The organism is Streptomyces sp. NPDC021019 (assembly GCF_044333295.1).
GTDB lineage: Bacteria > Actinomycetota > Actinomycetes > Streptomycetales > Streptomycetaceae > Streptomyces.
Genome location: NZ_JBIRQR010000006.1, coordinates 18,158 through 40,931 on the forward strand (window position 1 = coordinate 18,158; position 22,774 = coordinate 40,931).

Consider the following 22,774-nt stretch of genomic DNA (forward strand, 5'->3'; position numbering starts at 1 on the left):
GGGGCTCGACCACCCCGGGCTCGTCGGCGAAGGCCACGAGCTGCGCCCGGTCGCGGGCCCCGTACCGGATCACGGCCGAGGGCGTGGAGGCCTGGCGGGGGGAGCCGTTCACCGATCACTGTCCGGTCCGCCTGGTCGCGTTCGGCGCGTCGCGGCCGTGGAACGGGTGGCGGGGCTGACCGCCCGGGGGTGAGTCCTGGCCGTCAGACCGGCGGGCGGTGCTCGTACCAGCGCAGGTCGTCCTCCAGCTGGGCGGCGAGCGCGATGAGCCGCTCCTCGCTGCGGGAGGGGCCCAGGAGCTGGGCGCCGACGGGGAGCCCGGACCGGGTGAAGCCGGCCGGGACGTTCACGCCGGGCCAGCCGAGGACGTTCCACGGCCAGGCGTAGGGGCAGGCGGCCGCCATCGTGAGGTCGGTGCGCCAGGCGCTGAGGCGGTCGAAGGCGCCGATGCGGGGCGGTGGCGCGGCCGTGGTCGGGGTGAGCAGCACGTCGAAACCGGAGGCGTCGAAGAGGGCGCCGATCCTGCGGTGCTGGCGCACTTCACGGGCGCGGGCCGCCCGCACCACCCGCCCGCCCAGCCGTGTCCCGGTCCGCAGGGCGCTGCGGGTGCGCGGGTCGAGCAGGGCCGGTTCGGGGTGGCGGGCGGCGAATTCGGCGATGCCCGCGGTGGCGCGGGGCACGAAGGCGAGGCCGATCAGCCCGTATCGGGGGCGGGCCTCCTCGACGTGGTGGCCGAGCCGGGCGAGGGTCTCGGCGAGGGCGGTGACGGCCCGGCGCACCTCCGGGTCCGGTCCGGCGCCGGTGAGCGTGAGCGGGGGACGCCAGGCGAGTGCGATGCGGAGGCGGCCCGGGTCGCGGTGGGCGGCGTCGGCGGCGCGCACGGCGGGCGGGCGGTGGAGGTCCTCGGGGTGCGCTCCGGCGACGGCGTCCAGGAGGAGCGCCGCGTCGGCGACCGTACGGGCGAGGGTGCCGTTCACGGTGAGCCCCTGGAAGGAGTCGCTGTGCGGGTGGACCGAGATGCGCCCGCGCTGCGGTTTGATGCCGACGAGGTGCGTCCACGCGGCGGGGATGCGCACGGATCCGGCGCCGTCCGAGCCGAGGGCGGCGGGGACGAGTCCGGCGGCGACGGCCGACGCCGATCCGCCGGAGGAGCCGCCGGGGGTGTACGCGGTGTTCCAGGGGTTGCGGGTGGCGCCGAAGGCGGGGCCTTCGGTGAAGGGCCACTGGCCCAGTTCGCAGGAGTTGGTCTTGCCGACGACGACGGCTCCGGCGGCGCGCAGCCGGCGGACCGCCTCGCTGTCGGAGGCGGCCGGGGGCCGCTCCCCGTCGCAGCCGAAGTGGGTGGGGAGGCCCGCCACATCGGTGTCGTCCTTGACGGCGACCGGCACGCCGAGCAGCGGCAGCCGCTCCCCCGCCGCGAGCCTCCGGTCGGCCTCGGCGGCGTCGGCGAGAGCCGCTTCGGCGCGCAGGTGGCGGAAGGCGTTGAGGGTGGGCTGCGTGGCCTCGATACGGGCCAGGGCGTCGGCCACGAGTGCGGTGGAGGTGGTGGCCGCGTCGGCGAGCCGACGGGCGCTCTCCGCGAGTCCGGGCCCCGGACCCGGCCCGGGCGGCGGAACGTGGGCGGTGGGGCGGGGGCCGCGCCCGGGTTCCCGTACGGCCGGGCCGGTCCGCTCGGTGGGCTCCGCTGAGGACATGGGCGTGCCGCCTCCCTCGTGGTGCGGGCCGACCGGTCGTCCCGGCGGCGCCCACACGTACTTACTGGAGGGTAACGAGAGGAGGCGGCACGCTCAACCGTTCCGGCCGGAACGGGAGTCCGGGTCTACCGCCACGAGGTCACGGGCGGACGTGGATCTCGCCGATGCCGGTGCCCAGGCTTCCGCAGTGGGCGGTGGACTGGCCGGACTCGCCGGGCCTGAGGGTGACGTGCTCGCCGTCGACGTCCGGGGACCAGCCGCAGACGAGGTGGACCCAGAAGATCTGGGTCTGGCTGCCGTTGTTGCGGCAGAGCGCGAAGCCCGTGTAGTCGTCGATGGCGTGCTTGCCGGTCTCGCAGGAGAGGCCGGGCGGGATCGCGGCCGGGACGGCGGTCGCCGTCGTCGCGGTGACCGGGACCGCCAGCGCTGCCGCCATGGAGGCTGCGGCGACGGCCCGCCGGGCCGACCGGAACCGGTCCCTCCTCAGGAACGGCCTCTTCCCCGTGAACAGCTTCATGGTTCTCCTTACGTGGTACGTGACGTGGTGCGTCCTTACGGTGACCCCGGGCGGGATCACCGCAGCTCTGCCCACCCTCCGTAACGAGAAACGCGTTCACCTCTCACGCTCCGTGTGCGCGCCGGGCGGCTCCCCCGCTCGCGGCGTACGCTCGAATGTGCCGGTTCTCATGGAGCGCACCCCCTGACCGGGGCGTTTTCGAGGAGGCGATGTGAGCGCACACCGTTGGGCCGCGCGTGCGGCGGCAGGGGCCGCGGCCGTTGCCCTCACCCTGACGAGTGGTGTGGTCGCGCAGGCTGATGACGACATCGACTCGCTCTCCGCCGAGGAGATCGCCGACCGCTCGCGCGACGCCCTGCTCGACGTGGACTCCCTGCATCTGAGTGCGCGCGGCAGTATCGACGGGGCCGGGCCGGACGTGCGCCTGGACCTCACGCTGGACCGCGAGGGGAACTGCGCGGGCGGGGTCGACATGGGCGACGACGGTTCGGTGGAGATCGTCAAGCGGGGCGACGACGTCTGGCTGAAGCCGGACGCCGCCTTCTGGAAGAACCACGTGCCGATCGGCGGCTCCGCCTTCGACGCGATCCTCGACGGCCGCTACATGAAGGCCGAGGCCGACGACCCCCGGCTGCTGAGCGTGACCGAGGTCTGCGATCTCGACACCTACCGCGAGCTGGTCACGGACAACGCGGACACCGCCGAGCGGGGCACCCTGACGAAGGGCGAGAGGACCGAGGTGAACGGTGCGCCCGTCGTTCCGGTGACCCGCGCCGAGGGCAACGAGCGCCTGACGGCCTACGTGGCCGCCGAGGGCACGCCGTACCCGGTGCGGATCACCGTGCGCGACTCCGACGAGGAAGGGACCGTGGACTTCGCCGGATTCGACCGGCCCGTGCCCACGGCCACTCCCTCGGCGGACGAGACGGTGGATGTCACGGCCCTGCTGGGCCGCAGCGTCAAGCCTGTCTGAGGCGCCGTCCGGCGCTACGGCCGGGCGATCGGGCGGTCACGCGGTGAGGGCCGGGATGATCTCGGCCCCGTAGACGTCGATGGTCGCCTCCCGGGCGTCGTGCATGTTGTACAGCGCGAACTGGTCGACGCCCAGGTCCCGCAGGGCCTGGAGCTTCTCGATGTGCGCCTCGGCGGGACCGAGCAGACAGAACCGGTCGACGATCTCGTCCGGGACGAAGGCGGTGTCCGGGTTGCCGGTGCGGCCGTGGTGGCTGTAGTCGTAGCCGGAGCGTCCGGCGATGTACGCGGTGAGCGCCTCGGGGACCAGGCCGGAGTGCTCGCCGTAGCGGGCGACCAGGTCCGCCACGTGGTTGCCGACCATCCCGCCGAACCAGCGGCACTGCTCCCGGGCGTGGTCGAGGTCATCGCCGACGTAGGCGGGGGCGGCGACGCAGATGGTGACGGAGTCCGGGTCCCGTCCGGCGTCGTGGGCCGCGTTCCGTACCGCCTTGATCATCCATTCGGTGAGGAAGGGGTCGGCGAGCTGGAGGATGAAGCCGTCGGCCTTCTGCCCGGCCAGGGCCAGGGCCTTGGGCCCGTACGCCGCGATCCACACCGGCAGCTTCCCGTTCGTCACCCAGGGGATCCGGAGCGGCTGCCCGTCGACCGTCGCCTCGCGGCCCTCCGCGAGGTCCCGGATCACGTCGACGGCCTCACCGAGGCGGGCGAGGGTGTTGGGAGCGCGGCCCGCGACGCGCATGGCGGAGTCGCCGCGCCCGATGCCGCAGACGGTGCGGTTGCCGTACATGTCGTTGAGGGTGGCGAAGGTGGAGGCGGTCACCTCCCAGGTGCGGGTGCCGGGGTTGGTGACCATCGGGCCCACGGTCAGCTTCTCCGTGTGCTCCAGGATGCGGCTGTAGATGACGAACGGCTCCTGCCAGAGCACCGCCGAGTCGAAGGTCCATCCGTAACGGAAGCCGTTGCGCTCGGCCCGGCGCATCAGGCCGACGACGGCGGAGGCGGGCGGGTCGGTCTGGAGGACGAGTCCGAAGTCCATGACGGGGTCTCCTGTCCAGGGGCTCTCGCACGCGTCGGAATCGGCTGCGGGCGCTGACCTCGCGTAACGCGCTTCCGAAGATCCTTCCACAGCGGGGCAGGCCGGGCCTTGTCCCGCCACGCCCCGATCGCGCGTCGTGCAAGGGGCACAATCCTGGAGCACTTCCCGGGCCAGGGGAAGACCGGGAGGCGAAGGCGAACCAAGGCATCGCCCCCTCCTCGACCCCGGACGGCCTGCGACAGGCCGGCACCACCGCAAGGTCGGCCATCCACACGGGGCCCGGCCATGCACCCCTCCCCGCCACTCGATAATGGGATCCATTTTCATGTAGCCTGAACGCCGACCCCTACCCAGGAGATATCCATGGCCGTCCCCAAGCGGAAGATGTCCCGCAGCAACACCCGCCACCGCCGCGCACAATGGAAGGCGACGACCCCGCAGTTGGTACCGGTCACCGTCGAAGGCACCGTGCACCGGGTACCTCGGCGCCTGGCCAAGGCGTACGAACGCGGCCTGCTGCGCCCCGAGGGCTGAAGTCGATGACGCACGGCCGACTGCCGGTCACCGTCCTGTCCGGATTCCTCGGCGCCGGAAAGACCACCCTGCTCAACCACGTGCTGAGCAACCGCGAGGGCCTGCGGGTCGCGGTGATCGTCAACGACATGAGTGAGATCAACATCGACGCCGCGCTGGTCCGGGGCGGCGAAGCCGCTCTGTCGCGCACCGAGGAACGCCTGGTCGAGATGACCAACGGGTGCATCTGCTGCACCCTGCGCGACGACCTGCTGGAGGAGGTCGACCGACTGGCCCGCGAGGACCGCTTCGACTACCTCCTCATCGAGTCCAGCGGCATCTCCGAACCCATGCCCGTCGCGGCCACCTTCGCCTTTCCCCGCGACGACGGCGCGACCCTGGGCGACCTGGCCCGGCTCGACACCATGGTCACGGTCGTCGATGCCGCGAACTTCCTGCCCGAACTCTCCGGCGGGGACGGCCTGGTCGAGCGGGGCCTCGACCAGTACGAGGACGACGAGCGCACCGTCAGCGATCTGCTCATGGACCAGATCGAGTTCGCCGACGTCATCGTCCTCAACAAGCTCGACCTGGTCGACACCGAGGCGGCCGACGTACTCAAGGCGGCACTCACCCGCCTCAACCCGGTCGCCAGGATCGTGCCGGCCACCCGGGGGACGGTGCACCCGCACGAAGTGCTGGGCACCGGGTTGTTCGACCTCGAACGCGCCGAGCAAGCACCCGGCTGGGTCATGGAACTCAACGGGGACCACGTCCCGGAGACGGAGGAGTACGGCATCTCGTCCACCGTCTTCCGCTCCGACCGCGCCTTCCACCCCGGCCGGCTGTGGACGTTCGTCACCGAGGGCCTGGACAGCGGAGCGTACGGACAGGTCCTGCGGTCCAAAGGCTTCTTCTGGCTGGCGAGCCGCCCCCGTGTGACCGGCCTGTGGTCACAGGCCGGCGCCGTCGCCCGCTTCGAACCCTCCGGAGCGCGCGACGCGGACACCGCGCAGGGGCAGGAACTCGTCTTCATCGGCACCGGACTGCGCGCGCCGGAGCTGGAGGCCGCCCTGGCGAGCTGCCTCATGCGCGACGGCGAGGGCCATCCCCCCGTTGACGCGTTTCCCTCGTGGGACACCTATGGCATCGACGACGCCTGCGAGCACGAGCACACGAGTCTCGTCACGCGGGCCTGAGATCTCCGCGTTGGGCGGTGGTCGCAGCCATGGCACCGCCCGACCCGGTACGGCGTGCCGCCGCCCGCCCGAGGGGCGGAAGGCGCGCGAGGACGAACCCTGGTCGTCGCCGTGGCCGTACCGCCCTGCCTGCGGGACGTCGACGACGGAAGCGCGCAGGACGGCACCCTGGAAGACAGGGGTACCGTCCTGTGCGCTCGAACAACTCGCGCGAAGCCGTCAGTGGTCGTCCCAATGGCCTGCGTGCGCCGCGTGCCGGTGACCGTCGTGCACGTAGTCCATGTGGCCACCGTGCGGGACCGACACGTGCGATTCCCCGGGCGCTCAGCCGAGGCGCTCAGCCGAGGTACTGACAGAGACCACGCGGCAGGAACGCCCCGTGACCCGCGTGGCCCACGTACGTGTGCCGGTCCACCACCACCTCACCCCGTGAGAGGACGGTCTCGACCTGGCCGGACACCGTCTTCCCCTCGTACGCCGAGTAGTCGACGTTCATGTGGTGGGTTTCGGCCGACAGCACCTGAGTGGCCTGCGGGTCATAGATGACGATGTCCGCGTCCGCACCGGGGCTGATCGTGCCCTTCCGCGGGTAGAGGCCGAACATCCGGGCCGGGGACGCGCACGCGATCTCGATCCAGCGGCGGCGGGAGATGTGCCCGTCCACCACGGCTTGGTGTAGGAGGTCCATGCGGTTCTCCACCCCTGGCAGCCCGTTGGGGATCTTGGAGAAGTCGCCCAGGCCCAGGTCCTTCTGGCCGGTGAAACAGAACGGGCAGTGGTCGGTGGAGACCACCTGGAGGTCGTTCGTGCGCAGCCCCCGCCACAATGCCGCCTGGTGCTCCTTCGGCCGCAGCGGCGTCGAGCACACGTACTTGGCGCCCTCGAAGTCCGTCTCCGCCAGGTTGTCCGTCGACAGGAACAGGTACTGCGGGCAGGTCTCACCGAAGACCGGCAACCCCCTGTCCCTCGCCGCCGCGAGCTCCGCCACCGCCTCCTCCGCGGACACGTGCACGACATACAGCGGGGAGCCCGCGACCCGGGCCAGTTGGATCGCCCGGTGCGTCGCCTCCGCCTCCAGCAACGCCTTACGGACCTCCCCGTGGTACCGCGGATCGGTCTCCCCCCGGGCGAGAGCCTGTTCCACCAGGACGTCGATCGCGATGCCGTTCTCCGCGTGCATCATGATCAGCCCGCCGGTGTCCCCGGCCACCTGCATCGCCCGCAGAATCTGGCCGTCGTCCGAATAGAAGACACCCGGATACGCCATGAACAACTTGAACGAGGAAACACCGATCTCGACCAGCTTCGGCATCTCCCGCAGTGTCGACTCGTTCACATCCGACATGATCATGTGGAACGCGTAGTCGATCGCGCAGTTCCCGTCCGCCTTCTCCAGCCAAGCGTCCAGACCGGTCCGGAGCGCCTGTCCCTTCGACTGCACCGCGAAGTCGACGATCGTCGTCGTCCCGCCCCACGCCGCCGCCCGCGTACCCGTCTCGAACGTGTCCGAAGCGAACGTGCCGCCGAAGGGCAGCTCCATATGCGTGTGCGCGTCGACCCCGCCGGGGACCACGTACTTCTGCGAGGCGTCGATCACCCGGTCCGCCGTCCACTCCTGCGTACCCGGCGCCGCCAGCGCCACCACCCGGCCATGCTCGATCAGCACCTCCGCGTGCACCTCGTCCGCGGCCGTGATCACCAGACCACCGGTAATCAGAGTCCGAGTCATTTCCCACCATTCCCTTCACGCCGACCACCGACCGGACCACCGCGGATCACGGTGCGCCTCATGGGTAGCTCCTTGACTCGGGGCGGCCCCGTCGGCCCTCCGGCCCGCGGCCGGGGGCCGCCCCGCGCGGTTCGTATGTGTACGCGCCCGCCGGGCGAGGGTCAGCCCGCCGCGCGCAGGGCGTCCGCGAGGATCGCCGCGCCTTCCTCGGCCTCGGCGACGGTCAGGGTCAGTGGCGGGGCGATCCTGAGGACGCTGGTGCTGTGGCCCCCGCCCTTGCCGATGAGCAGCCCGCCCGCGCGGGCCGCTTCGAGGACGGCCGCGGCGGCCTCCGGGTCGGCCTCGTCGGTGCCGGGCCTCACCAGTTCGATGCCGATCATCAGGCCCCGGCCGCGCACCTCGCGCACGGCGGGCGACGCCGCGGCGACGCCCCGCAGCCGTTCGATGAGGAGCCCGCCCACGCGTCGCGCGTTGCCCTGGAGGTCGTGCTCCAGGAGGTACGAGAGGTTGGCGAGCGACGCGGCCATGGTGATCGGCGAACCACCGAAGGTGGAGATGGAGTTGGCGTCGAGGCAGTTCATCACCTCGGCCCGGGCCACCACTCCCCCGACCGACATGCCGTTGCCGATGCCCTTGGCGAAGGTGAGGATGTCCGGCGGCCCGTTCTCGGCGTGCGCCTGCCAGCCCCAGAAGTGGTCACCGGTTCGGCCCCAGCCGGTCTGCACCTCGTCCGAGATCCACAGCACCCCGTGCCGGTCCAGGACCTCCCGGAACGCGGCGAACAGGCCGTCGGGCGGGGAGGTGAAGCCGCCGACGCCCTGGACGGGCTCGGCGATCAGGGCCGCGGGCCGGCGGGTGTGCCCGAGGAGGTCCTCCAGGTCGGCGACGCAGGCCTGGATGAACCGCTCGTCGCTCAACTCGGCGTACGGGCCCCGGCCGCGGACGCCGCCGTGGACGTACAGGGTCTGGAGCGGGGACAGACTCGTGGGCGACCAGGCCTGGTTGCCGGTGACGGAGACCGTGGAGAAGGACCGGCCGTGGTAGCTGTTGCGCATCGCGAGGATCTGGTTGGAGCGGCGGTACGCGGTGGCGAGCAGCAGCGCGGTGTCGTTGGCCTCGGTGCCGGAGGTGGTGAAGAAGACCCGGGCGTCGGGGATGCCGGAGAGGGTGGCGATCCGCTCGGCCATCTCCACCATGGGGCGGTTGAGGTAGAGGGTGGAGGAGTGGATGATCCGCCCGGCCTGTTCGGCGACCGCCTTGGTCACCTCGGGCAGGGCGTGGGCGGTCATCGTGGTGAGGATGCCGCCGAAGAAGTCCAGGTAGCGGTTGCCGTCCGCGTCCCAGACGTGGCGGCCCTCGCCGTGGGTGAGTTCCAGGGGGTGGCGGTAGTAGAGGGCCAGCCATGCGGGGCTGACGGCGAGGTGGCGCTCGTGCAGTCCGGTCACGGCTCCACCAGCCCGTCGTAGGCGTCGGGCCGTCGGTCCCGGTAGAACGCCCACTGTTGGCGGACCTGCTCGATCAGGTCGAAGTCCAGGTCGCGGACGAGGAGTTCCTCTTTCTTGTCGCTGGCCACGTCTCCGACGAACTGGCCGCGCGGGTCGACGAAGTAGCTGGTTCCGTAGAAGTCGTTGTCGCCGTACTCCTCCTGGCCGACCCGGTTGATCGCGGCGACGAAGTACTCGTTGGCGACGGCGGAGGCCGGCTGCTCCAGCTGCCAGAGGTGGCTGGAGAGCCCGCGTGAGGTGGCCGACGGGTTGTACACCAACTGGGCTCCGCCGAGCCCGAGTTGACGCCAACCCTCAGGGAAGTGCCGGTCGTAGCAGATGTAGACGCCGACCTTGCCGACGGCGGTGTCGAAGACCGGCCAGCCGGCGTTGCCGGGCTTGAAGTAGTACTTCTCCCAGAATCCCTTGACCTGCGGGATGTGGTGCTTGCGGTACTTGCCGAGGTAGGAGCCGTCGGCGTCGATCACGGCCGCGGTGTTGTAGTAGAAGCCGGACTGCTCGATCTCGAAGACCGGGACGACGATCACCATGCCGGTCTCGCGGGCCAGGTCCCGCATGCGCCGGACGGTCGGGCCGTCCGGGACCGGCTCGGCCCAGCGGTAGTGCTCGGGCTCCTGGACCTGGCAGAAGTAGGGGGCGTTGAACACCTCCTGGAAGCCGATGATCTTCGCGCCCTGCCGGGCGGCCTCGCGCGCGTGTTCCTCGTGCTTGGCGATCATGGATTCGGTGTCGCCGGTCCAGGTCGCCTGGACGAGTGCGGCGCGTACGACGTGGGACATGAGCTGCTCCTTCGACGCGGCGTCAGAGAGCCTGCACGCGTTCTCCCTACGCACGTAGATCGGTGCATGGATGGAGAACGTAAGCTGCGCCGTCCGGCGGGGCAAGACCATCGCCGTGAACCGGCGGAGTCGATCATGTTTGGCACCCGACCGGTCCACAGCGCGCACGGTCCCGTCCCCGGTGGGGTTCGAGGGCGGCCCCCGGGGTCGTCGTCCCACGCCGGAAATCCTCAGACGCCCGGCACGCCCGCCACCCGCAGCGCGTGCACGAGGTCCCACTCCCGTTCCACCGACACGTCGCGGGCAGCCGCCAGGAGCAGGGGCAGCAGCCGGGTCCCGCCGGTCCCGGCCAGCCCGGCGGCCTCCTGCGGAGTGCGTACGCGGACGAAGGCGCCGAGCAGGTCCCGCGCCTCCCGCTCCCGGCCGACGCCGTCCAGAGCGAGCGCCGCCTCGGCCACCTCGGCGGCGGGCCGGGCGACGCCCTGGCGCAGCAGGAGCCCGCAGTCCGCCTCGCGCCCGGCGACGGCCAGCGCGGCCGCCGCGGCGGCGAATGCCGCGGGGGGCAGCGAGGACACCTCCCAGAGCAGGGTCGTCCAGTCGGCGGCGAGCCCGGCCCCGCACAGGGCCACCGCGAGCACCGGCAGTCGGGGCGCGGGCCAGGCCGCGACCTCGCAGAGCACCACGTGCGCCTCACCGCCGCGCCCCTCGGCGCGCAGCCGGATCAGCCGGGCGACGGCCCCGGCGACGGCCTGCCCGGCAGCCGGATCCGGCAGGGCGTCCGGCGCACGGACCCGCCCGGCCGGGCCCCGGCCCTCGCCCCCCTCCTCCCCCGCGCCCGCGCCGAAGCGGGCGCCGCGCGGGGCGGGCGGCCCCGAATGGGAGGGCGTGGGAGGACCGGGCAGCGGCGAGGGCGCGTAGCCGACCTCCTCCGTCTCCTCATCGACCTCCATCCCGGCGAACCGGGCTCCGCGCGGCTTCCGGCGCCGGGGAGCGGGGGCGTCGGCTCGCGGTTCGTCGCCGTTCCCGGCTCTTCCGGGACGCGGATGACCGCCCGTCTCGGCGGGCGGCTCGACGGCCCCCGCCGGCCCGGGAGCGGCGACGGTCCCCGCCCCCCGCCCGTCGGAGTCCTCCGCCCGGAACCAGCCCTCGGGAACCGTCACGGCCGCCAGCCGCCCCCGTAGTTCGTCGCAGCGGGCGGTGGCGCGTTCGTGGTCGTCGCGGGCCCAGGCCAGTGCGCCCGGTTCGCCCGGTACCGGGCCGCCGGGCCCGGTACCGTGCAGGCGTTCCGCCGCCCGGCGCTGCTCGCGGACCATCGACTCCAGCCGGTGGGCGAGCTCCTGGCGTCCGCCGGGCCGCCGGTCATGGGTGGCCGCGGACGCGGAGTGGAGCGCGGCGGCCCGGACCGAGACCCGCTCGGCGAACCGGGCGCCGTGCAGAGCGGCGAGGTCCGCGAGCAACGACTCCACCACGTCCCAGGGCGGGATCTCCAGCCCGTCCAGGCAGGACCGCATGCCGACCGGGTCGCGCCGGGTGAAGACCCCGTACCAGCCGCGTCCGGGGTCCAGTCGTGCCACCAGTTCTCGCAGGTACCGCGCGAACGTCCGTACTTCGTCAGCCTGCTGATGCACCGTCATCGTCGCCCTCGCCGACCGTCGACTGGAGCCCTCCCGTCCGGAGGCATTCGACCGCAGGCGTGTTACGGGGCGGCTACGCGCGGCTTTCGGGCGCGATGCGGCGGGAGCGCGCCGCCCGGCCGCGCACCCTGCGCGCTCCGACGGCGGCGGCCGGCCTCAGAAGGTGATGGCGATCCCCGTGTGCGGGCGCTTGCCGAGCCGGGCGACCGTCGCGGGCCAGTCGACGAGCCAGAACTTCCAGGTGTACTTGCGCGCCAGCAGCTTGCGCGCCGCACGGGTGCCGTCCTCGTCGAGGAGGTTCGCCGTGCCCTCCGCGCTGGGGGCCCCTTCGGCGATCCTGCCGCGCACGTCGCAGACGGTGACGACGACTTCGCCGTTGTTGCGCAGCCGCTTGACCTTCCACGAGTCGGAGCGGGTCCAGACGTACAGCACATCGCCCTCGGCGGCGGCCCAGACGGGCGTGGCGACGGGTGTGCCGTTCTTCCGGTACGTGGTCAGGCTGACGTACTCGCTGCGCGCGAAGTCCTGGAGAGTCACGGCGCGACCCTACGCGCCCCGCGAGGCGACCCGCCGGTCAGGGCGCGGCCCGACTACGCGATCAGCGGGACGGCGGCCGGTTCCGGCGCGCAGCGGCCGAGGATCTCGTCCATGGAGAGGCCCAGCGCACCGGCGAGCGCGGCCACGGTGAAGAAGGCGGGCGTGGGCGCGCGGCCGGTCTCGATCTTCCGGAGGGTCTCCGCGGAGATTCCGGCGCTCGCGGCGACGGCCGCCATGCTGCGCTCCCCGCGCGCCGCGCGGAGCAACGCGCCGAGCCGTTCGCCGCGCAGGCGCTCTTCGGGTGTCAGAGGAGTGCGAACCATGCGCCCATCGTACTACGGAATGCCATTTCTATACCGTCATTACTATACCGGTTCGACCGGTATAGTAATCGGCATGGTGCACATCAAGACGGACACACACATCGCAGCGATGCGCGAGGCCGGCCGGGTCGTCGCGCAGATCCTGACCCGGGCGCGGGAGGTGGCGGCGGTCGGCGTGACCCCCCGCCACATGGACGAGGCGGCCCGCGAGGTGCTGAGCGGGGCGGGGGCCTCCTCGCCCTTCCTGAACTACAAGCCGCACTTCGCGCCCACCCCGTTCCCGGCCGTCATCTGCGTCTCGGTCAACGACGCGGTCGTACACGGCATCCCCTCGGCCGATCCGCTGCGCGACGGGGACCTGGTCAGCGTGGACGCGGGAGCCCTCCTGGGCGGCTGGGCCGGTGACTCGGCGATCAGCTTCACCGTGGGCGAGGCCCGCCCCGCCGACACCCGGCTCATCGACACGGCGAACGAGGCCCTGGCCGCCGGGATCGGCGCGGCCGTGGTCGGCAACCGGATCGGCGACATCGCCCACGCGATCGGCACGGTCTGCCGGAAGGCGGGCTACGGCATCCTGGAGGGGTACGGCGGCCACGGGATCGGCCGGACCATGCACGAGGACCCGTCCGTGCCGAACGAGGGACGGCCGGGGCGCGGCATGGCGCTGCGGCACGGCATGGTCCTGGCGATCGAGCCCATGCTCATCGGCGGTGGCGGCGACGAGTTCCGCCACGACGAGGACGGCTGGACCCTGCGGACCACCGACGGCAGCCGTGCCTCGCACGCCGAGCACACGGTGGCGATCACGGACGACGGCCCGCGCGTCCTGACCGCCCTCTGAGCACCCGTACGGACAGCTCTCCCGCACACCCGCACGGACAGCCTCCTACGAGCGCCCGACGAACTCCCGGGCCAGTTCCGCTCCCCGGCTCCGCGCCCGTGCGCGGCTCTCGATCGGGGAGATACGGGAGTTCTTGAACGCGATGTAGACGACCCCCGACTCGGCGCCCCCGGTCGACGGGTCGGGATCGATGCCCAGGGTCCTCGCCATGGCGTACGACGCCTCCCCGATGATGCCCGTGGGGCCGGTGTCGCCGATCACGCCGTACCGCACGCGGTCCCGGTACACGACCGCCACGACGCTGCCGCCGGTGAGCCCCGACTTCCGGTAGTCCCACACCTTGCTCGGGCCCGGTACGACCACATGGGGGAGCGCGGCCGAGTCCAGGGGTTCGCCGCGGGAGCTCCGGAACGCGGTCTCCGGCAAGAAGTAGGGATCGGTCTTCCGGTTGCAGGCCTTCGTCCTCCGTCCGTCGCAGTCGATGTCCATGTCCGCCTTCCAGAAGACGGCGTCCTGGGTGCCGCAGACGGGCACCGTCGCCTTGGGGCTGCCGCTGTCCGTGCGGTAGGCGCCTTTCGAGATCCGGGAGCAGGCGCGGACCCGGGCCAGCAGTTCGGCGGCGGTCGCGGCGGCCGTGTCCCCTTCGACGGCGGTCGTCCCGGCCGGTTCCGGCTCCTGGCCGCCACCGGGCCCGGGGCCGGTGGCCGACGCGGGCAGGGTCGCCGCTGCGAGAAGCGCGGCACCGCAGGCGGCGGATGTCAGGGCGAGCATGTGGGTGCGCATGGTGCGGAAGGACCCTTTCCGTGGACCGAGGGGCCCCCATACGGGTTCCCTTGTCGGCAGGCCAAGGCCGCGGGGCCGGCACCGCGCGCTGTTCTCGCGTGATACCGGCCCCGGGCCCCTGCTCCGTCCGGCCGGCTCAGTGACCGCCGCCCGGATGCACCACCATGGCCGAGCCGCCGCCCCTGCGCACCTTTTCCGCCGCCGCCAGCCAGCGGCCGTCGGGCAGCCGCTGCACGCCGGTGGCGGCCCCGATCTCCGGGTTCTGCTTGAAGGCGTGGCCGAGCTTCTCCAACTCCGCGCGGACCGGGCTGTTCCACAGGTCCGGCTCGATCTCCGTCGTCGGCGCGTTGCGCTGGCTGGCACGCGGCGCGGCGATCGCGTCGACCAGCGGGAGTCCTCGGTCCAGGTGCCCGGTGAGTGACTGGAGCACGGTCGTGATGATCGTGGCCCCGCCCGGCGAGCCGAGGGCGAGCACCGGCTTGCCGTGCTTCAGCACGATGGTCGGGGAGATCGACGAGCGCGGCCGCTTGCCCGGCCCCGGAAGGTTCGGGTCGTGCACCGCCGGATTGGCGGGCGCGAAGGAGAAGTCGGTCAGTTCGTTGTTGAGCAGGAAGCCGCGGCCGGGCACGGTGATGGCGCTCCCCCCGGTGGACTCGATGGTCAGGGTGTAGGCGACGACGTTGCCCCACTTGTCGGCCGTCGTCAGGTGGGTGGTGTTCTCGCCCTCGAACGTGGTGGGGGCGGCCGTGCCGCCGCTGCCGCACCGCTCGGGGTCGCGCGGGTCGCCCGGCGCCAGCGGGCTGGTCAGCGCCCGGTCGTCCCGGATCAGACACTCCCGCGCGTCGGCGAACCGCTGGCTCAGCAGTTCCTTCGTGGGGACGTCCTCGAACCCGGGGTCGCCGACCCAGCGTCCCCGGTCGGCGAACGCGATCCGGCTCGCCTCGATCAGGCGGTGGAGGTACCGCACCCGGTCGGCGCGCGAAAGGTCGGTGGACTCCAGGATGTTGAGGGCCTCGCCGACGCTGGTGCCGCCGGACGAGGAGGGGGCCATTCCGTAGACGTCCAGGCCCCGGTAGTTCACCTTCGTCGGGTCCTTGCGCAGGGTCCGGTAGGCGGCGAGGTCCTCACGGGTCAGGTCGCCGGGCCGCACCACCCGGGTGGCGTCCGGGTCGACGGGCGGCTTGCGCACCGTACGGACGATGTCGTCGGCCAACTCGCCCCCGTACAGCTCCCCGACGCCCTTGCGGCCGAGCTTCTCGTACGTACGGGCCAGGTCGGGGTTCTTGAACACGGAGCCGACGGCAGGGAGTTCACCGCCGGGCAGGAACAGCTCGGCGGAGGCCGGGAAGTCGGCGAACCGGGCCTGGTTGGAGGCGGTCTGCGAGCGGAAGGTGCCGTCCACCACGAAGCCGTCCCGGGCCAGGCGCTCGGCCGGTTTCAGCAGCGTACGCAGGGACTTGCTGCCCCACGCGTCCAGGGCCCGCTCCCAGGTGGCCGGGGTGCCGGGGGTGCCGACGCCGAGGCCGCTGGTCACACCCTCCTCGAAGGGAATCGGCTTGCCGTTCTCCAGGAAGAGGGAGGCGTCCGCGCTGCGCGGTGCGGTCTCGCGGCCGTCGATCGTCCGCACGGTGCGCTTCTTCGCGTCGTAGTGGACGAAGTAGCCACCGCCGCCGATGCCCGCCGAGTACGGCTCGGTCACGCCGAGAGCGGCGGCGGTGGCCACGGCCGCGTCCACCGCGTTGCCGCCCTTGCGCAGCACCTCGATCCCGGCGGCGGACGCGTCCGGGTCGACGCTCGCCACCGCTCCCCCGTGGCCCACCGCCACCGGCGACTTGGGTGGCGCGGGACGCGGGGCGGCGGACGGTGACGAGGCCACCGGGGCGGCGGCGCCCACCGACGCGACCACCGCGAGGACGGCCAACAGCGACGTTTTCCGGCCGACGGAACGGCGCATACGTACCTCCAGTCAACGGATCTCCCGCCGCAGGGTAGCCCCGGGGAAGCCGGATCGTCAGGACCGCCTCGAACGGTTACCCGAATGACCGATACCCTGCGCGCCCATGACGGACGACGGGCGCAACATCGTGCTGGGCGTGATAGCCGCCGGGATCGGTGCCTCGCTGGGCTGGCTCGCCCGGACCTATCTCCGGCGGCGGGGACTCCGCCGCAAACAGGCCTTCTTCGGACTGCCGGCCAACTCCGACTGCCTGCTCGCTGCCATGCGGGAACGGCTTCCATGCTCCTCGGCGATGTCATGGCTGTAGCTCACACGCCCGCCTTCGACCAGCGATGACTTTGCGTCTGCAGAGTCTCCCCACTGAGCCTTTTCCATCTTGATCAGGTGGTGAGTTCGAGGGCGACGCCGGCCCGGACGACGGCGGTGATCCGTGTGGTGCTGCAGCGGAGCTTCCGCAGGAGCCGCCAGGACTGGAGGGTTGCCATGGCGCGTTCTCTGAGACTGCGGATCTTGGCGTGATCGCGGTTGCGACGACGACATCAGCCGCGCATATTCTTGCCCTGGATCGGGACGCGGACAGCAGGACCCGTGCTGCGGTCAGTCTGGGCTTCCCACGCCACCAACCACAGGCTCTGACCAGCATCCCCTTCCTTCGCGTTTACCGTGTTCAGGGCCGTATGCGGTACGCGTGAAGACTCGCACGTCGCCCGCTCTCGCCCTGGCCCTTCAGAAGAGGTCGTCCAGCGGCCCGGCCAGGGATCCCCATGCGGACGTTGGGTCCCGGTCGGCGTCCCTGTCCTTCTTGCGGTTGATCGGGAACATCAGCTGCGCGCTGAGGAGTACCAGTCCAAGACCTCCCGCACACAGTCCCGCACGAGCCCACCACATGCTGCCCGTCCAGTCCTGGGGCGGTCCGATAATGGCCCACACGGCCAGGGACATGCCGACGAGCAGAACAACCACCGCACTGATGCGACGCGAATCGATCTTCATGTGGTGATGATCGCACCAACGAGTTGGTGCGTGAAAGCGGGTGGACATGCTCTGCGTTTGAGGGCTATGAGTCGTTTCCAACCTGGCGGCGCCGGTCGCGTGTTGGACGGATCTGCGGAACGACGAAGCTCCTGGCAGACGGGTTCACGACCAAGATCCACCGTCCGCCAGGAGCTTCGTATCTGCGGTGCGGTGACTCCTACACCCAGCTCGCCGCCGGGTTCGGGATCGGTATGGCGACCGCTCACCGCTACATACGTGAAGCCGTCGACGTACTGGCCGCCCTCGCGCCCACCCTGGCCAAGGCGATGCGCACCGCGCGGACCTAGGCGTTCGTCATCCTGGACGGAACCCTGCTGCCGATTCGCCGACGCCGACCTCAAGTGCTGGGCCGACAAGGCTCCTCGTCCTTCATCACGCCTCAGCGTGAGGTGGGAAAAGGCTCCGTGAGCGTTCGTGTCGCATAGGGCCGGGTCGTGCTGCTGAGTGACGTTTCTCCTGATCAGAACATGTGCGGTTGGTCGGTCCCTGCTCGCTGGTATGTCGTCGTCCGAAGGCGTCCGCCCACCGGCCGGCCACCGCGGGGGCACCGATGGCGACAAGGAGACGCGCCGGTGCCCATCAGTCCGGGAGGCCCTTCGCCGGGGGTTCGTCGCTGCGGGCGGACTCCCACGAGTGCCAGAGAGAGGCGTACGCTCCCTGCGCCGCGAGGAGTTTGTCGTGGCTGCCGAGTTCGACGATCCGGCCGTGGTCCATGACCGCGATGCGGTCGGCGTCCCGGACAGAGTCCAGGCGGTGCACGATCGAGATCACCGTCCGGCCCTCGATCAGGGCCGCGAGCGAGCGTTCCACTCGGCGCGACGCGGTGGAGTCCAGCAGAGCGGTGGCCTCGTCGAGAACCAGGGTGTGCGGGTCGCAGATCAGCAGGCGGGCCAGCGCGAGCTGCTGGGCGGCGGACGGGGGGACCGGGGCGGCGCCCGGCCCGATCTCGCTGTCCAGGCCGTCGGGCAGCGTCCGTGCCCAGTCCGCGAGGAGGACCGTCTCCAGCGCCTCCCACAGCGGCCCGTCCTCCGCTTCCGGCTCCTCTCCCCCGCCGGTCAGGGTGAGGTTGTCCCGCAGCGTGCCGCTGAAGACGTGCTGCTCCTGCGTCACCAGCACGATCTCGCGGCGCAGCTGCTCGACCGGAAGGCTGGACACCTCGGCGCCGCCGATACGCACTGTTCCCCGGTCCGGGTGGTGCACACCGGCCAGCAGCTTGCCGAGCGTGGACTTGCCCGCGCCCGACGCGCCCACCACGACGAGGCGTTCACCGGGCGTGATGTCGAGGTCGATTCCGGTCAGGACCACCCGGTCCGGCCCGTACCCGAAGCCGACCCCTTCGAGGCGGATCGCGTGGCCTTCGATGGGCGCGGGCGGGCGTGTCTCCTCGCTCGCGAGCAGGTCCACGCCCAGGATGCGGCGCAACGCCGCGTTGCCGATCTGGAGTTCGTCGGTCCAGGTCAACAGGTCGTCGAGGGGTTCACCGAGGGCCTGTACGTAGAGGACGACCGCGGTGACCTCGGCCAGGCCCACCTCGCCCCGCTGGTAGGCGAGGCCGCCGATCAGCAGCGTCAGCGCCATCGGGGCCATGGTGGCGAGGTCCAGGCTGGGGAACCAGACGGTCTGCAGCCAGGTGGTGCGCTGCCGCGTGCGGACTACGGCGTCGACCGCCCGGCCGTGCCGTGCGCGCTGCCGCGTTCCGAGCCCGAGGGACTCGACGGTCGCGGCGCCCCGCGCGGTCTCGTGCACCACGGCCAGGACATCGGCCTCCTGGGCGAGCAGCCGCTCGTACGCCCGGGTCGCGCGCGGCCGGTACCACCACGTCGACAGCACCGCGAACGGCAGCCCCGCCAACAGTGCGAGCGAGAGCAGCGGCGAGGTCAGCACGATCGCGGCGACGGTGAACACCAGGGTCACCGCCGCGAGCGCGATCCGCGGCACGGCCTGCCGAATGCTCTCGTTGAGCCGGTCGGCGTCGGTCGTGGCGCGGCTGAGGAGGTCGCCGGTGCCGACGCTCTCGACCTGGGCGAGCGGCAGACCGAGGACCCGGCGGACGAAGTGCTCACGAGTGCTGGCCAGGACGCGTTCCCCGAGCAGGGTGGCCTGGGTGCGGGCCGCGCGGGCGAGCAGCGCGTGACCCGCCAGGACGCCGAGGAAGACGAGGGCGAACAGGTCGACGCGGCCGGCGCTGGTGCCGTCCTTGACGGACTCGACCAACTGTCCGAGCAGCCGGGGGCCAACCAGCCCGGCGAGCAGCGCGGCGGCGAACAGACCGAAGGTGAGAACGAGTCGGCGGGCCTCGCGGTGCAGGAAGGCGCCGACCCAGGCGCGTACATCGGCCCGGCCGGCCAGCGGCAGCCGCCCGGGCGCCGTGACCGCTTCGGCGGGGTCGGGCCCGGCGCCCGCTCGGGTGGGAGTGATCGTCACGAGGGCTCTCCTGCGGGGCGGTCAGGGCCTGCGGGGACGGGGCCCGCGTTCAGGCGGATCTCGTGGTCGGCGACGCCGCGCCACAGCGGACTGTCGCTGAACACGAGGGTGGTCCGGCCCGCGCGGAGCGCGGCGACCCGATCCGCCACCCGGGCCTCTGTGTAGGCGTCGACGGAGGCGGTGGGGTCCTCCAGGACCAGCACGTCGGGGGAGGCGAGCAGCGCGCGCGCCAGAAGGAGGCGTTGGCGCTGGCCTCCGGACAGCGTCCGGCCTCCCTCGTCCACCTGGGCGTCGAGCCCGCCGGGCAGGGCGTCGACCACGTCGGTGGCGTCGGCGGCCCACAGCGCCCGGTCCAGCGCCTCCGGGGAACGGGTGGGGGTCGCGGCGGTCAGCTCCTCCCGTACGGTGCCGGTGAACAGCGTGTCGGCGGGGCCGGAGCGCAGCGTTCTGGAACGCAGTTGGGCGAGGCCCACACGGCCGAGCGGTACGCCGCCGAGCAGCACGGGCGGAACGTCGTCCGACCGTACGGGCCGGGTGAGGCGGTCAGCGAGATCCCCGGTGCGGTCGGCGGGAGCCACGACCACGGTCAGCCGCCCGGCCCGGGCGGTGATCCCGGTCTCCGTATCGGTGAGGGAAAGCGGGCCGGGGGGCAGCGGTTCGGGGTGCCGGGGCGCGACAGTGTCAGGCTCCAGGCACAGCAGGGTGTAGATCCGGCCCGCGGCGACCCGGGCGAGGCTCACCGTCTCGGCAGCCTCGGTCGCGGTGCTGACGGGCAGGGTGAGGAAGGCCGAAGCACCGTAGAACGCGATGAGTTCACCGGCGGTGATGGCGCCGTCGAGGGCGAGGCGGGCGCCGAACCAGACGATTCCCACGGTGACGAGGCCCGGCAGCAGAACACCCGCCGCCTGGAGCCATGCCTCCAGGCGTCCGGCCGACTCTCCTGCCCTGCGCACCTGTTGGCTGGTGCGGCGGAAGCGCTCGGCGAAGCGTGCCTCGCCGCCGATGCCGCGCAGGATACGCAGGCCCGCGACGATGTCCCCCGCCTGGGAGGTGGCGATACCCATCTGCTCGCGCTGAGCCTCGTCGCGAGTCTGAAGCGGGCGGAGCAGCGGGCCGATGCCGAGTACGGCGGCGGGCACGCCGATGAGGACGGCGAGGCCGAGCAATGGGGAGGTGACCGTGAGCGCGACGGTCACGAGGGCGGCGGCGATCACCGCCCCGGCCGTACGGCCGACGACCTCGAACGCCTGGCCGATGCTCTCGACGTCGGCGGCGGCCGAGGCGGCCACGTCACCGGAGCGGGCCTTGCCGCGCAGAGTGGCGCCGAGCCGGACGACCTGCCGCATCAGCACCCGATGGCTGTACGACACGGCGTGCGCCTCGGCGCCGACGGCGGCCTGGATCAGGCCCGCGCCCGCGAGGGCCTGGACGCCGCCGAGGCCGAGCGCCACCAGGGCCCACAGCACCACGTCACCCGCGCCACCGCCCTGTCCGGCCCCGTCGATGGCCTGCCCGACGACAAGCGGGGTCAGGGCGAGCGGCACCATCCAGGCCGTGCCGAGCAGCGCGCTGAGCACCAGCGGCCAGGGGCGGACACGGACCAGCCACCAGAGGAAGGACCAGGGGCCCCGGACGTTCACCTCGGGTACGGCAGCCGGGGCGACCGAGGGGTCGAAGAGCCGGTTCGTCACAGGTACCGATCCCGGGTGGCAGTGCGGTCGACTTTGCCGGTGCGGGTGTGAGCGAGCGCCGGGACCGCGATGATCCGGTCGGGTACGCAGTGGTCGGGGAGAACGGCCCGCAGCCGCTCCCGCAACGCGTCGGCGGTGGCGCCGGCTTCGGTGGTGGTGGCAGTGGCAGGCACAGTGGCGTTCCCGCCGCCGTCCGCGGCGGCCGTGGTGTCCGCCCCCAGTACCACGAAGGCGACCAGCGCCGTATGTTCGCCCTTGGCATGCGGGGCGGCGGCCACCGCCGTCACGCCGGGGAGCCGCCCGAGTGCCTCCTCGACGTCCAGCAGGTCCACCCGGTGGCCGCGGATCTTGACCTGGTGGTCGAGGCGTCCGTGGAAGACGAGGTTGCCGTCGGTGGCCTCGTGGACGAGGTCGCCGGTGCGGTACCAGCGGGCCGGGCCGTCGCCGAGATCTGCCTCCGTGAAGCAGGCGGCGGTACGTTCGGGGTCGTCGAGGTATCCGGTGGCGAGCTGCGGACCGGCCACCCACAGTTCACCGGGGCCATCGGGCGTCTCCGGACGGGGTACGACGACCTGGCGCACGGACGGCAGCGGGCGGCCGATCGGCACGCCCTCGGGGAACGGGCCCGCGGTGTCCGGCCCTGCGAGGACGGCGGTGTGGGTGACGAGGGCGGTCTCGGTTGAGCCGTAGGTGTTGAGCAGCCGGACGTGACCGGCACCGAGTCGGTCCCAGCGCTCCAGCATGTCCGGGCGGACCGCCTCGCCGCCGACGACGACGGTCTCGACGCGGTCGGGAAGTTTGCGACCTGTCTCCAGCAGGTGGCCGTTGTAGATGTGCCAGTAGTCGACGGGCAGGTTGACGAGCGTGACCTCGTGGTCGGTGAGGACCCGGTCGAGGTCGGTCTCGGCCTCCTCATCGAGGATGACGAGCCCGCCCGAGAGCAGGGTGGGCAGGATCTCCTCCAGGCAGGTGTCGCCGTCGGCCCGGTGGAAGTTGAGGGCGACGGTGGCCGGACCGACGCCGTACCGCTCGATCAGGTGAGGAAGGACGGCATGCAGTGCGCCGTGCGGGACCGCGGAGGCCTTGGGCGCCCCGGTGGAGCCCGAGGTGAACAGCACGTAGGCGGGGTCCTCGGCACGGACGGGGCCTCCGGCCAGCCGCGACAGGGGGCGAGATCGGCTCCAGTTGGGGCACAGGACGCGCGGCACGGCCGGCAGCTGCCCGCTGTCCGCGGTAGTGACCAGCTCCTCGCACCGGAGGGCGCGCAGCGCCTCGTCGGGGTGGCCCTCGGGGCCCTCGGCCACGGGAACGAAGGCGCGCCCGGCCGCGAGGATACCGAGGACGGCGGCGATGTCGCGGACGCTGTGGTGGACCATGATGCCCACGGGCGGGCGTGGCCCCGGGACGCGGGTGGCGACCATTTCGGCCACTGCCTCCGCCCAGCCGGCCAGCCGGCCGTACGCGACGGTGACTCCGTTGTCGACGACGGCGGGCCGGTCGGGTTGTGAACGGGCGAGGGCGAAGAAGGGGTCGAGCACGCTGGGCAGGGTCATGGCAGACGTCTTCACTTGTCCGTCCGTGGGGTAGAGGTCGGGGTGCGGC

20 protein-coding genes and 2 pseudogenes are annotated in these 22,774 nt (G+C 72.4%); 6 read left to right on the forward strand and 16 right to left on the reverse strand.

All coding sequences use genetic code 11. The annotated features are described in order from the left end of the window. Nucleotides 1–203: 203 nt before the first annotated feature. Together ACH4RG_RS27280 and ACH4RG_RS27285 are read right to left on the reverse strand one after the other, a co-directional pair. Entirely contained in the window at nucleotides 204–1,694 is a 1,491-nt protein-coding gene (locus ACH4RG_RS27280; protein ID WP_397929331.1) for an amidase, read from the reverse strand. A gap of 139 nt (nucleotides 1,695–1,833) precedes the next feature. After that, nucleotides 1,834–2,211, reverse strand: a complete 378-nt coding sequence (locus tag ACH4RG_RS27285; RefSeq protein ID WP_398162774.1) for a hypothetical protein — start codon at nucleotides 2,209–2,211, stop codon at nucleotides 1,834–1,836. A 211-nt stretch (nucleotides 2,212–2,422) separates the two neighbouring features. Here ACH4RG_RS27285 and ACH4RG_RS27290 point away from each other — a divergent pair, with 211 nt between their 5' ends. Then, a complete protein-coding gene (locus ACH4RG_RS27290; RefSeq protein ID WP_397922456.1) occupies nucleotides 2,423–3,184 on the forward strand; it encodes a hypothetical protein in 762 nt (253 codons plus the stop codon). Between the two features lie 36 nt (nucleotides 3,185–3,220). On the opposite strand, the gene ACH4RG_RS27295 is transcribed toward ACH4RG_RS27290, so the two are convergent. Beyond that, a complete protein-coding gene (locus ACH4RG_RS27295) occupies nucleotides 3,221–4,222 on the reverse strand; it encodes a TIGR03842 family LLM class F420-dependent oxidoreductase (RefSeq protein WP_398540400.1) in 1,002 nt (333 codons plus the stop codon). Between the two features lie 363 nt (nucleotides 4,223–4,585). Here ACH4RG_RS27295 and rpmF point away from each other — a divergent pair, with 363 nt between their 5' ends. Next, a complete protein-coding gene (rpmF, locus tag ACH4RG_RS27300; protein WP_397922452.1) occupies nucleotides 4,586–4,756 on the forward strand; it encodes a 50S ribosomal protein L32 in 171 nt (56 codons plus the stop codon). Between the two features lie 5 nt (nucleotides 4,757–4,761). Next, nucleotides 4,762–5,934, forward strand: coding sequence for a GTP-binding protein (locus ACH4RG_RS27305; protein ID WP_398540401.1), 1,173 nt, complete (start codon nucleotides 4,762–4,764; stop codon nucleotides 5,932–5,934). A 337-nt stretch (nucleotides 5,935–6,271) separates the two neighbouring features. On the opposite strand, the gene hydA is transcribed toward ACH4RG_RS27305, so the two are convergent. The 6 genes from hydA to ACH4RG_RS27335 form a co-directional block, all read right to left on the reverse strand. Then, nucleotides 6,272–7,663 carry a dihydropyrimidinase gene (hydA, locus tag ACH4RG_RS27310; protein WP_397922448.1) on the reverse strand — a complete coding sequence of 464 codons (1,392 nt, stop codon included), beginning with the start codon at nucleotides 7,661–7,663 and terminating at the stop codon, nucleotides 6,272–6,274. A gap of 161 nt (nucleotides 7,664–7,824) precedes the next feature. Beyond that, a complete protein-coding gene (locus tag ACH4RG_RS27315; RefSeq protein WP_397922446.1) occupies nucleotides 7,825–9,108 on the reverse strand; it encodes an aspartate aminotransferase family protein in 1,284 nt (427 codons plus the stop codon). Continuing rightward, nucleotides 9,105–9,947 (reverse strand): nitrilase-related carbon-nitrogen hydrolase, encoded by an 843-nt coding sequence (locus ACH4RG_RS27320; RefSeq protein ID WP_397922444.1) that lies wholly within the window; start codon nucleotides 9,945–9,947, stop codon nucleotides 9,105–9,107. The genes ACH4RG_RS27315 and ACH4RG_RS27320 overlap by 4 nt, the downstream gene beginning before the upstream one ends. 230 nt (nucleotides 9,948–10,177) lie before the next feature. Beyond that, nucleotides 10,178–11,581 (reverse strand): hypothetical protein, encoded by a 1,404-nt coding sequence (locus tag ACH4RG_RS27325; protein ID WP_398540402.1) that lies wholly within the window; start codon nucleotides 11,579–11,581, stop codon nucleotides 10,178–10,180. 156 nt (nucleotides 11,582–11,737) lie between these two features. After that, on the reverse strand, nucleotides 11,738–12,118 hold the full coding sequence (locus tag ACH4RG_RS27330; RefSeq protein ID WP_397922440.1) for a PPOX class F420-dependent oxidoreductase: 381 nt from the start codon (nucleotides 12,116–12,118) through the stop codon (nucleotides 11,738–11,740). Between the two features lie 53 nt (nucleotides 12,119–12,171). After that, nucleotides 12,172–12,441, reverse strand: a complete 270-nt coding sequence (locus tag ACH4RG_RS27335; RefSeq protein ID WP_018961443.1) for a helix-turn-helix domain-containing protein — start codon at nucleotides 12,439–12,441, stop codon at nucleotides 12,172–12,174. Nucleotides 12,442–12,514: 73 nt separating this feature from the next. Here ACH4RG_RS27335 and map point away from each other — a divergent pair, with 73 nt between their 5' ends. After that, a complete protein-coding gene (gene map / locus ACH4RG_RS27340) occupies nucleotides 12,515–13,282 on the forward strand; it encodes a type I methionyl aminopeptidase (protein WP_397922438.1) in 768 nt (255 codons plus the stop codon). Nucleotides 13,283–13,327: 45 nt separating this feature from the next. On the opposite strand, the gene ACH4RG_RS27345 is transcribed toward map, so the two are convergent. Together ACH4RG_RS27345 and ggt are read right to left on the reverse strand one after the other, a co-directional pair. Beyond that, nucleotides 13,328–14,065 carry a glycoside hydrolase family 75 protein gene (locus tag ACH4RG_RS27345; protein ID WP_398162779.1) on the reverse strand — a complete coding sequence of 246 codons (738 nt, stop codon included), beginning with the start codon at nucleotides 14,063–14,065 and terminating at the stop codon, nucleotides 13,328–13,330. 136 nt (nucleotides 14,066–14,201) lie between these two features. Then, nucleotides 14,202–16,019 (reverse strand): gamma-glutamyltransferase, encoded by a 1,818-nt coding sequence (gene ggt / locus ACH4RG_RS27350; RefSeq protein ID WP_398540403.1) that lies wholly within the window; start codon nucleotides 16,017–16,019, stop codon nucleotides 14,202–14,204. A 106-nt stretch (nucleotides 16,020–16,125) separates the two neighbouring features. Between ggt and ACH4RG_RS27355 the strand changes: the two genes are divergently transcribed. Next, the gene (locus tag ACH4RG_RS27355) at nucleotides 16,126–16,329 is read left to right on the forward strand and encodes a hypothetical protein (RefSeq protein WP_397922510.1); all 204 of its coding nucleotides are present in this window, start codon (nucleotides 16,126–16,128) and stop codon (nucleotides 16,327–16,329) included. Between the two features lie 73 nt (nucleotides 16,330–16,402). Here the strand turns inward: ACH4RG_RS27355 and ACH4RG_RS27360 are convergent. Both ACH4RG_RS27360 and ACH4RG_RS27365 read right to left on the reverse strand, forming a co-directional pair. Then, a pseudogene (locus ACH4RG_RS27360) lies at nucleotides 16,403–16,549 on the reverse strand (IS5/IS1182 family transposase); the annotation flags it as partial. Between the two features lie 199 nt (nucleotides 16,550–16,748). Further along, on the reverse strand, nucleotides 16,749–17,015 hold the full coding sequence (locus ACH4RG_RS27365) for a hypothetical protein (RefSeq protein ID WP_397922432.1): 267 nt from the start codon (nucleotides 17,013–17,015) through the stop codon (nucleotides 16,749–16,751). A 176-nt stretch (nucleotides 17,016–17,191) separates the two neighbouring features. On the opposite strand from ACH4RG_RS27365, the pseudogene ACH4RG_RS27370 reads away from it, so the two are divergent. Next, a pseudogene (locus ACH4RG_RS27370) lies at nucleotides 17,192–17,341 on the forward strand (transposase family protein); the annotation flags it as partial. A gap of 295 nt (nucleotides 17,342–17,636) precedes the next feature. Here ACH4RG_RS27370 and ACH4RG_RS27375 read toward each other — a convergent pair. The 3 genes from ACH4RG_RS27375 to ACH4RG_RS27385 are packed head-to-tail and all read right to left on the reverse strand — an operon-like array spanning nucleotide 17,637 to nucleotide 22,725. After that, nucleotides 17,637–19,481, reverse strand: a complete 1,845-nt coding sequence (locus tag ACH4RG_RS27375; protein WP_397922431.1) for an ABC transporter ATP-binding protein — start codon at nucleotides 19,479–19,481, stop codon at nucleotides 17,637–17,639. Beyond that, entirely contained in the window at nucleotides 19,478–21,172 is a 1,695-nt protein-coding gene (locus ACH4RG_RS27380) for an ABC transporter transmembrane domain-containing protein (protein ID WP_398540404.1), read from the reverse strand. The genes ACH4RG_RS27375 and ACH4RG_RS27380 overlap by 4 nt, the downstream gene beginning before the upstream one ends. Beyond that, nucleotides 21,169–22,725: an AMP-binding protein gene (locus ACH4RG_RS27385; RefSeq protein ID WP_398162780.1), complete on the reverse strand. Its 1,557-nt coding sequence runs from the start codon at nucleotides 22,723–22,725 to the stop codon at nucleotides 21,169–21,171. The genes ACH4RG_RS27380 and ACH4RG_RS27385 overlap by 4 nt, the downstream gene beginning before the upstream one ends. Nucleotides 22,726–22,774 lie beyond the last annotated feature (49 nt).

Coding starts and splice junctions, on each gene's coding strand:
- ACH4RG_RS27305 (WP_398540401.1), top strand. CDS start 4,762: ATGACGCACGGCCGACTGCCGGTCACCGTCCTGTCCGGATTCCTCGGC.
- ACH4RG_RS27285 (WP_398162774.1), bottom strand. CDS start 2,211: ATGAAGCTGTTCACGGGGAAGAGGCCGTTCCTGAGGAGGGACCGGTTC.
- ggt (WP_398540403.1), bottom strand. CDS start 16,019: ATGCGCCGTTCCGTCGGCCGGAAAACGTCGCTGTTGGCCGTCCTCGCG.
- ACH4RG_RS27325 (WP_398540402.1), bottom strand. CDS start 11,581: ATGACGGTGCATCAGCAGGCTGACGAAGTACGGACGTTCGCGCGGTAC.
- ACH4RG_RS27345 (WP_398162779.1), bottom strand. CDS start 14,065: ATGCGCACCCACATGCTCGCCCTGACATCCGCCGCCTGCGGTGCCGCG.
- ACH4RG_RS27335 (WP_018961443.1), bottom strand. CDS start 12,441: ATGGTTCGCACTCCTCTGACACCCGAAGAGCGCCTGCGCGGCGAACGG.
- ACH4RG_RS27385 (WP_398162780.1), bottom strand. CDS start 22,725: ATGACCCTGCCCAGCGTGCTCGACCCCTTCTTCGCCCTCGCCCGTTCA.
- map (WP_397922438.1), top strand. CDS start 12,515: ATGGTGCACATCAAGACGGACACACACATCGCAGCGATGCGCGAGGCC.
- ACH4RG_RS27295 (WP_398540400.1), bottom strand. CDS start 4,222: ATGGACTTCGGACTCGTCCTCCAGACCGACCCGCCCGCCTCCGCCGTC.
- ACH4RG_RS27355 (WP_397922510.1), top strand. CDS start 16,126: ATGACGGACGACGGGCGCAACATCGTGCTGGGCGTGATAGCCGCCGGG.
- hydA (WP_397922448.1), bottom strand. CDS start 7,663: ATGACTCGGACTCTGATTACCGGTGGTCTGGTGATCACGGCCGCGGAC.
- ACH4RG_RS27320 (WP_397922444.1), bottom strand. CDS start 9,947: ATGTCCCACGTCGTACGCGCCGCACTCGTCCAGGCGACCTGGACCGGC.
- rpmF (WP_397922452.1), top strand. CDS start 4,586: ATGGCCGTCCCCAAGCGGAAGATGTCCCGCAGCAACACCCGCCACCGC.
- ACH4RG_RS27280 (WP_397929331.1), bottom strand. CDS start 1,694: ATGTCCTCAGCGGAGCCCACCGAGCGGACCGGCCCGGCCGTACGGGAA.
- ACH4RG_RS27365 (WP_397922432.1), bottom strand. CDS start 17,015: ATGAAGATCGATTCGCGTCGCATCAGTGCGGTGGTTGTTCTGCTCGTC.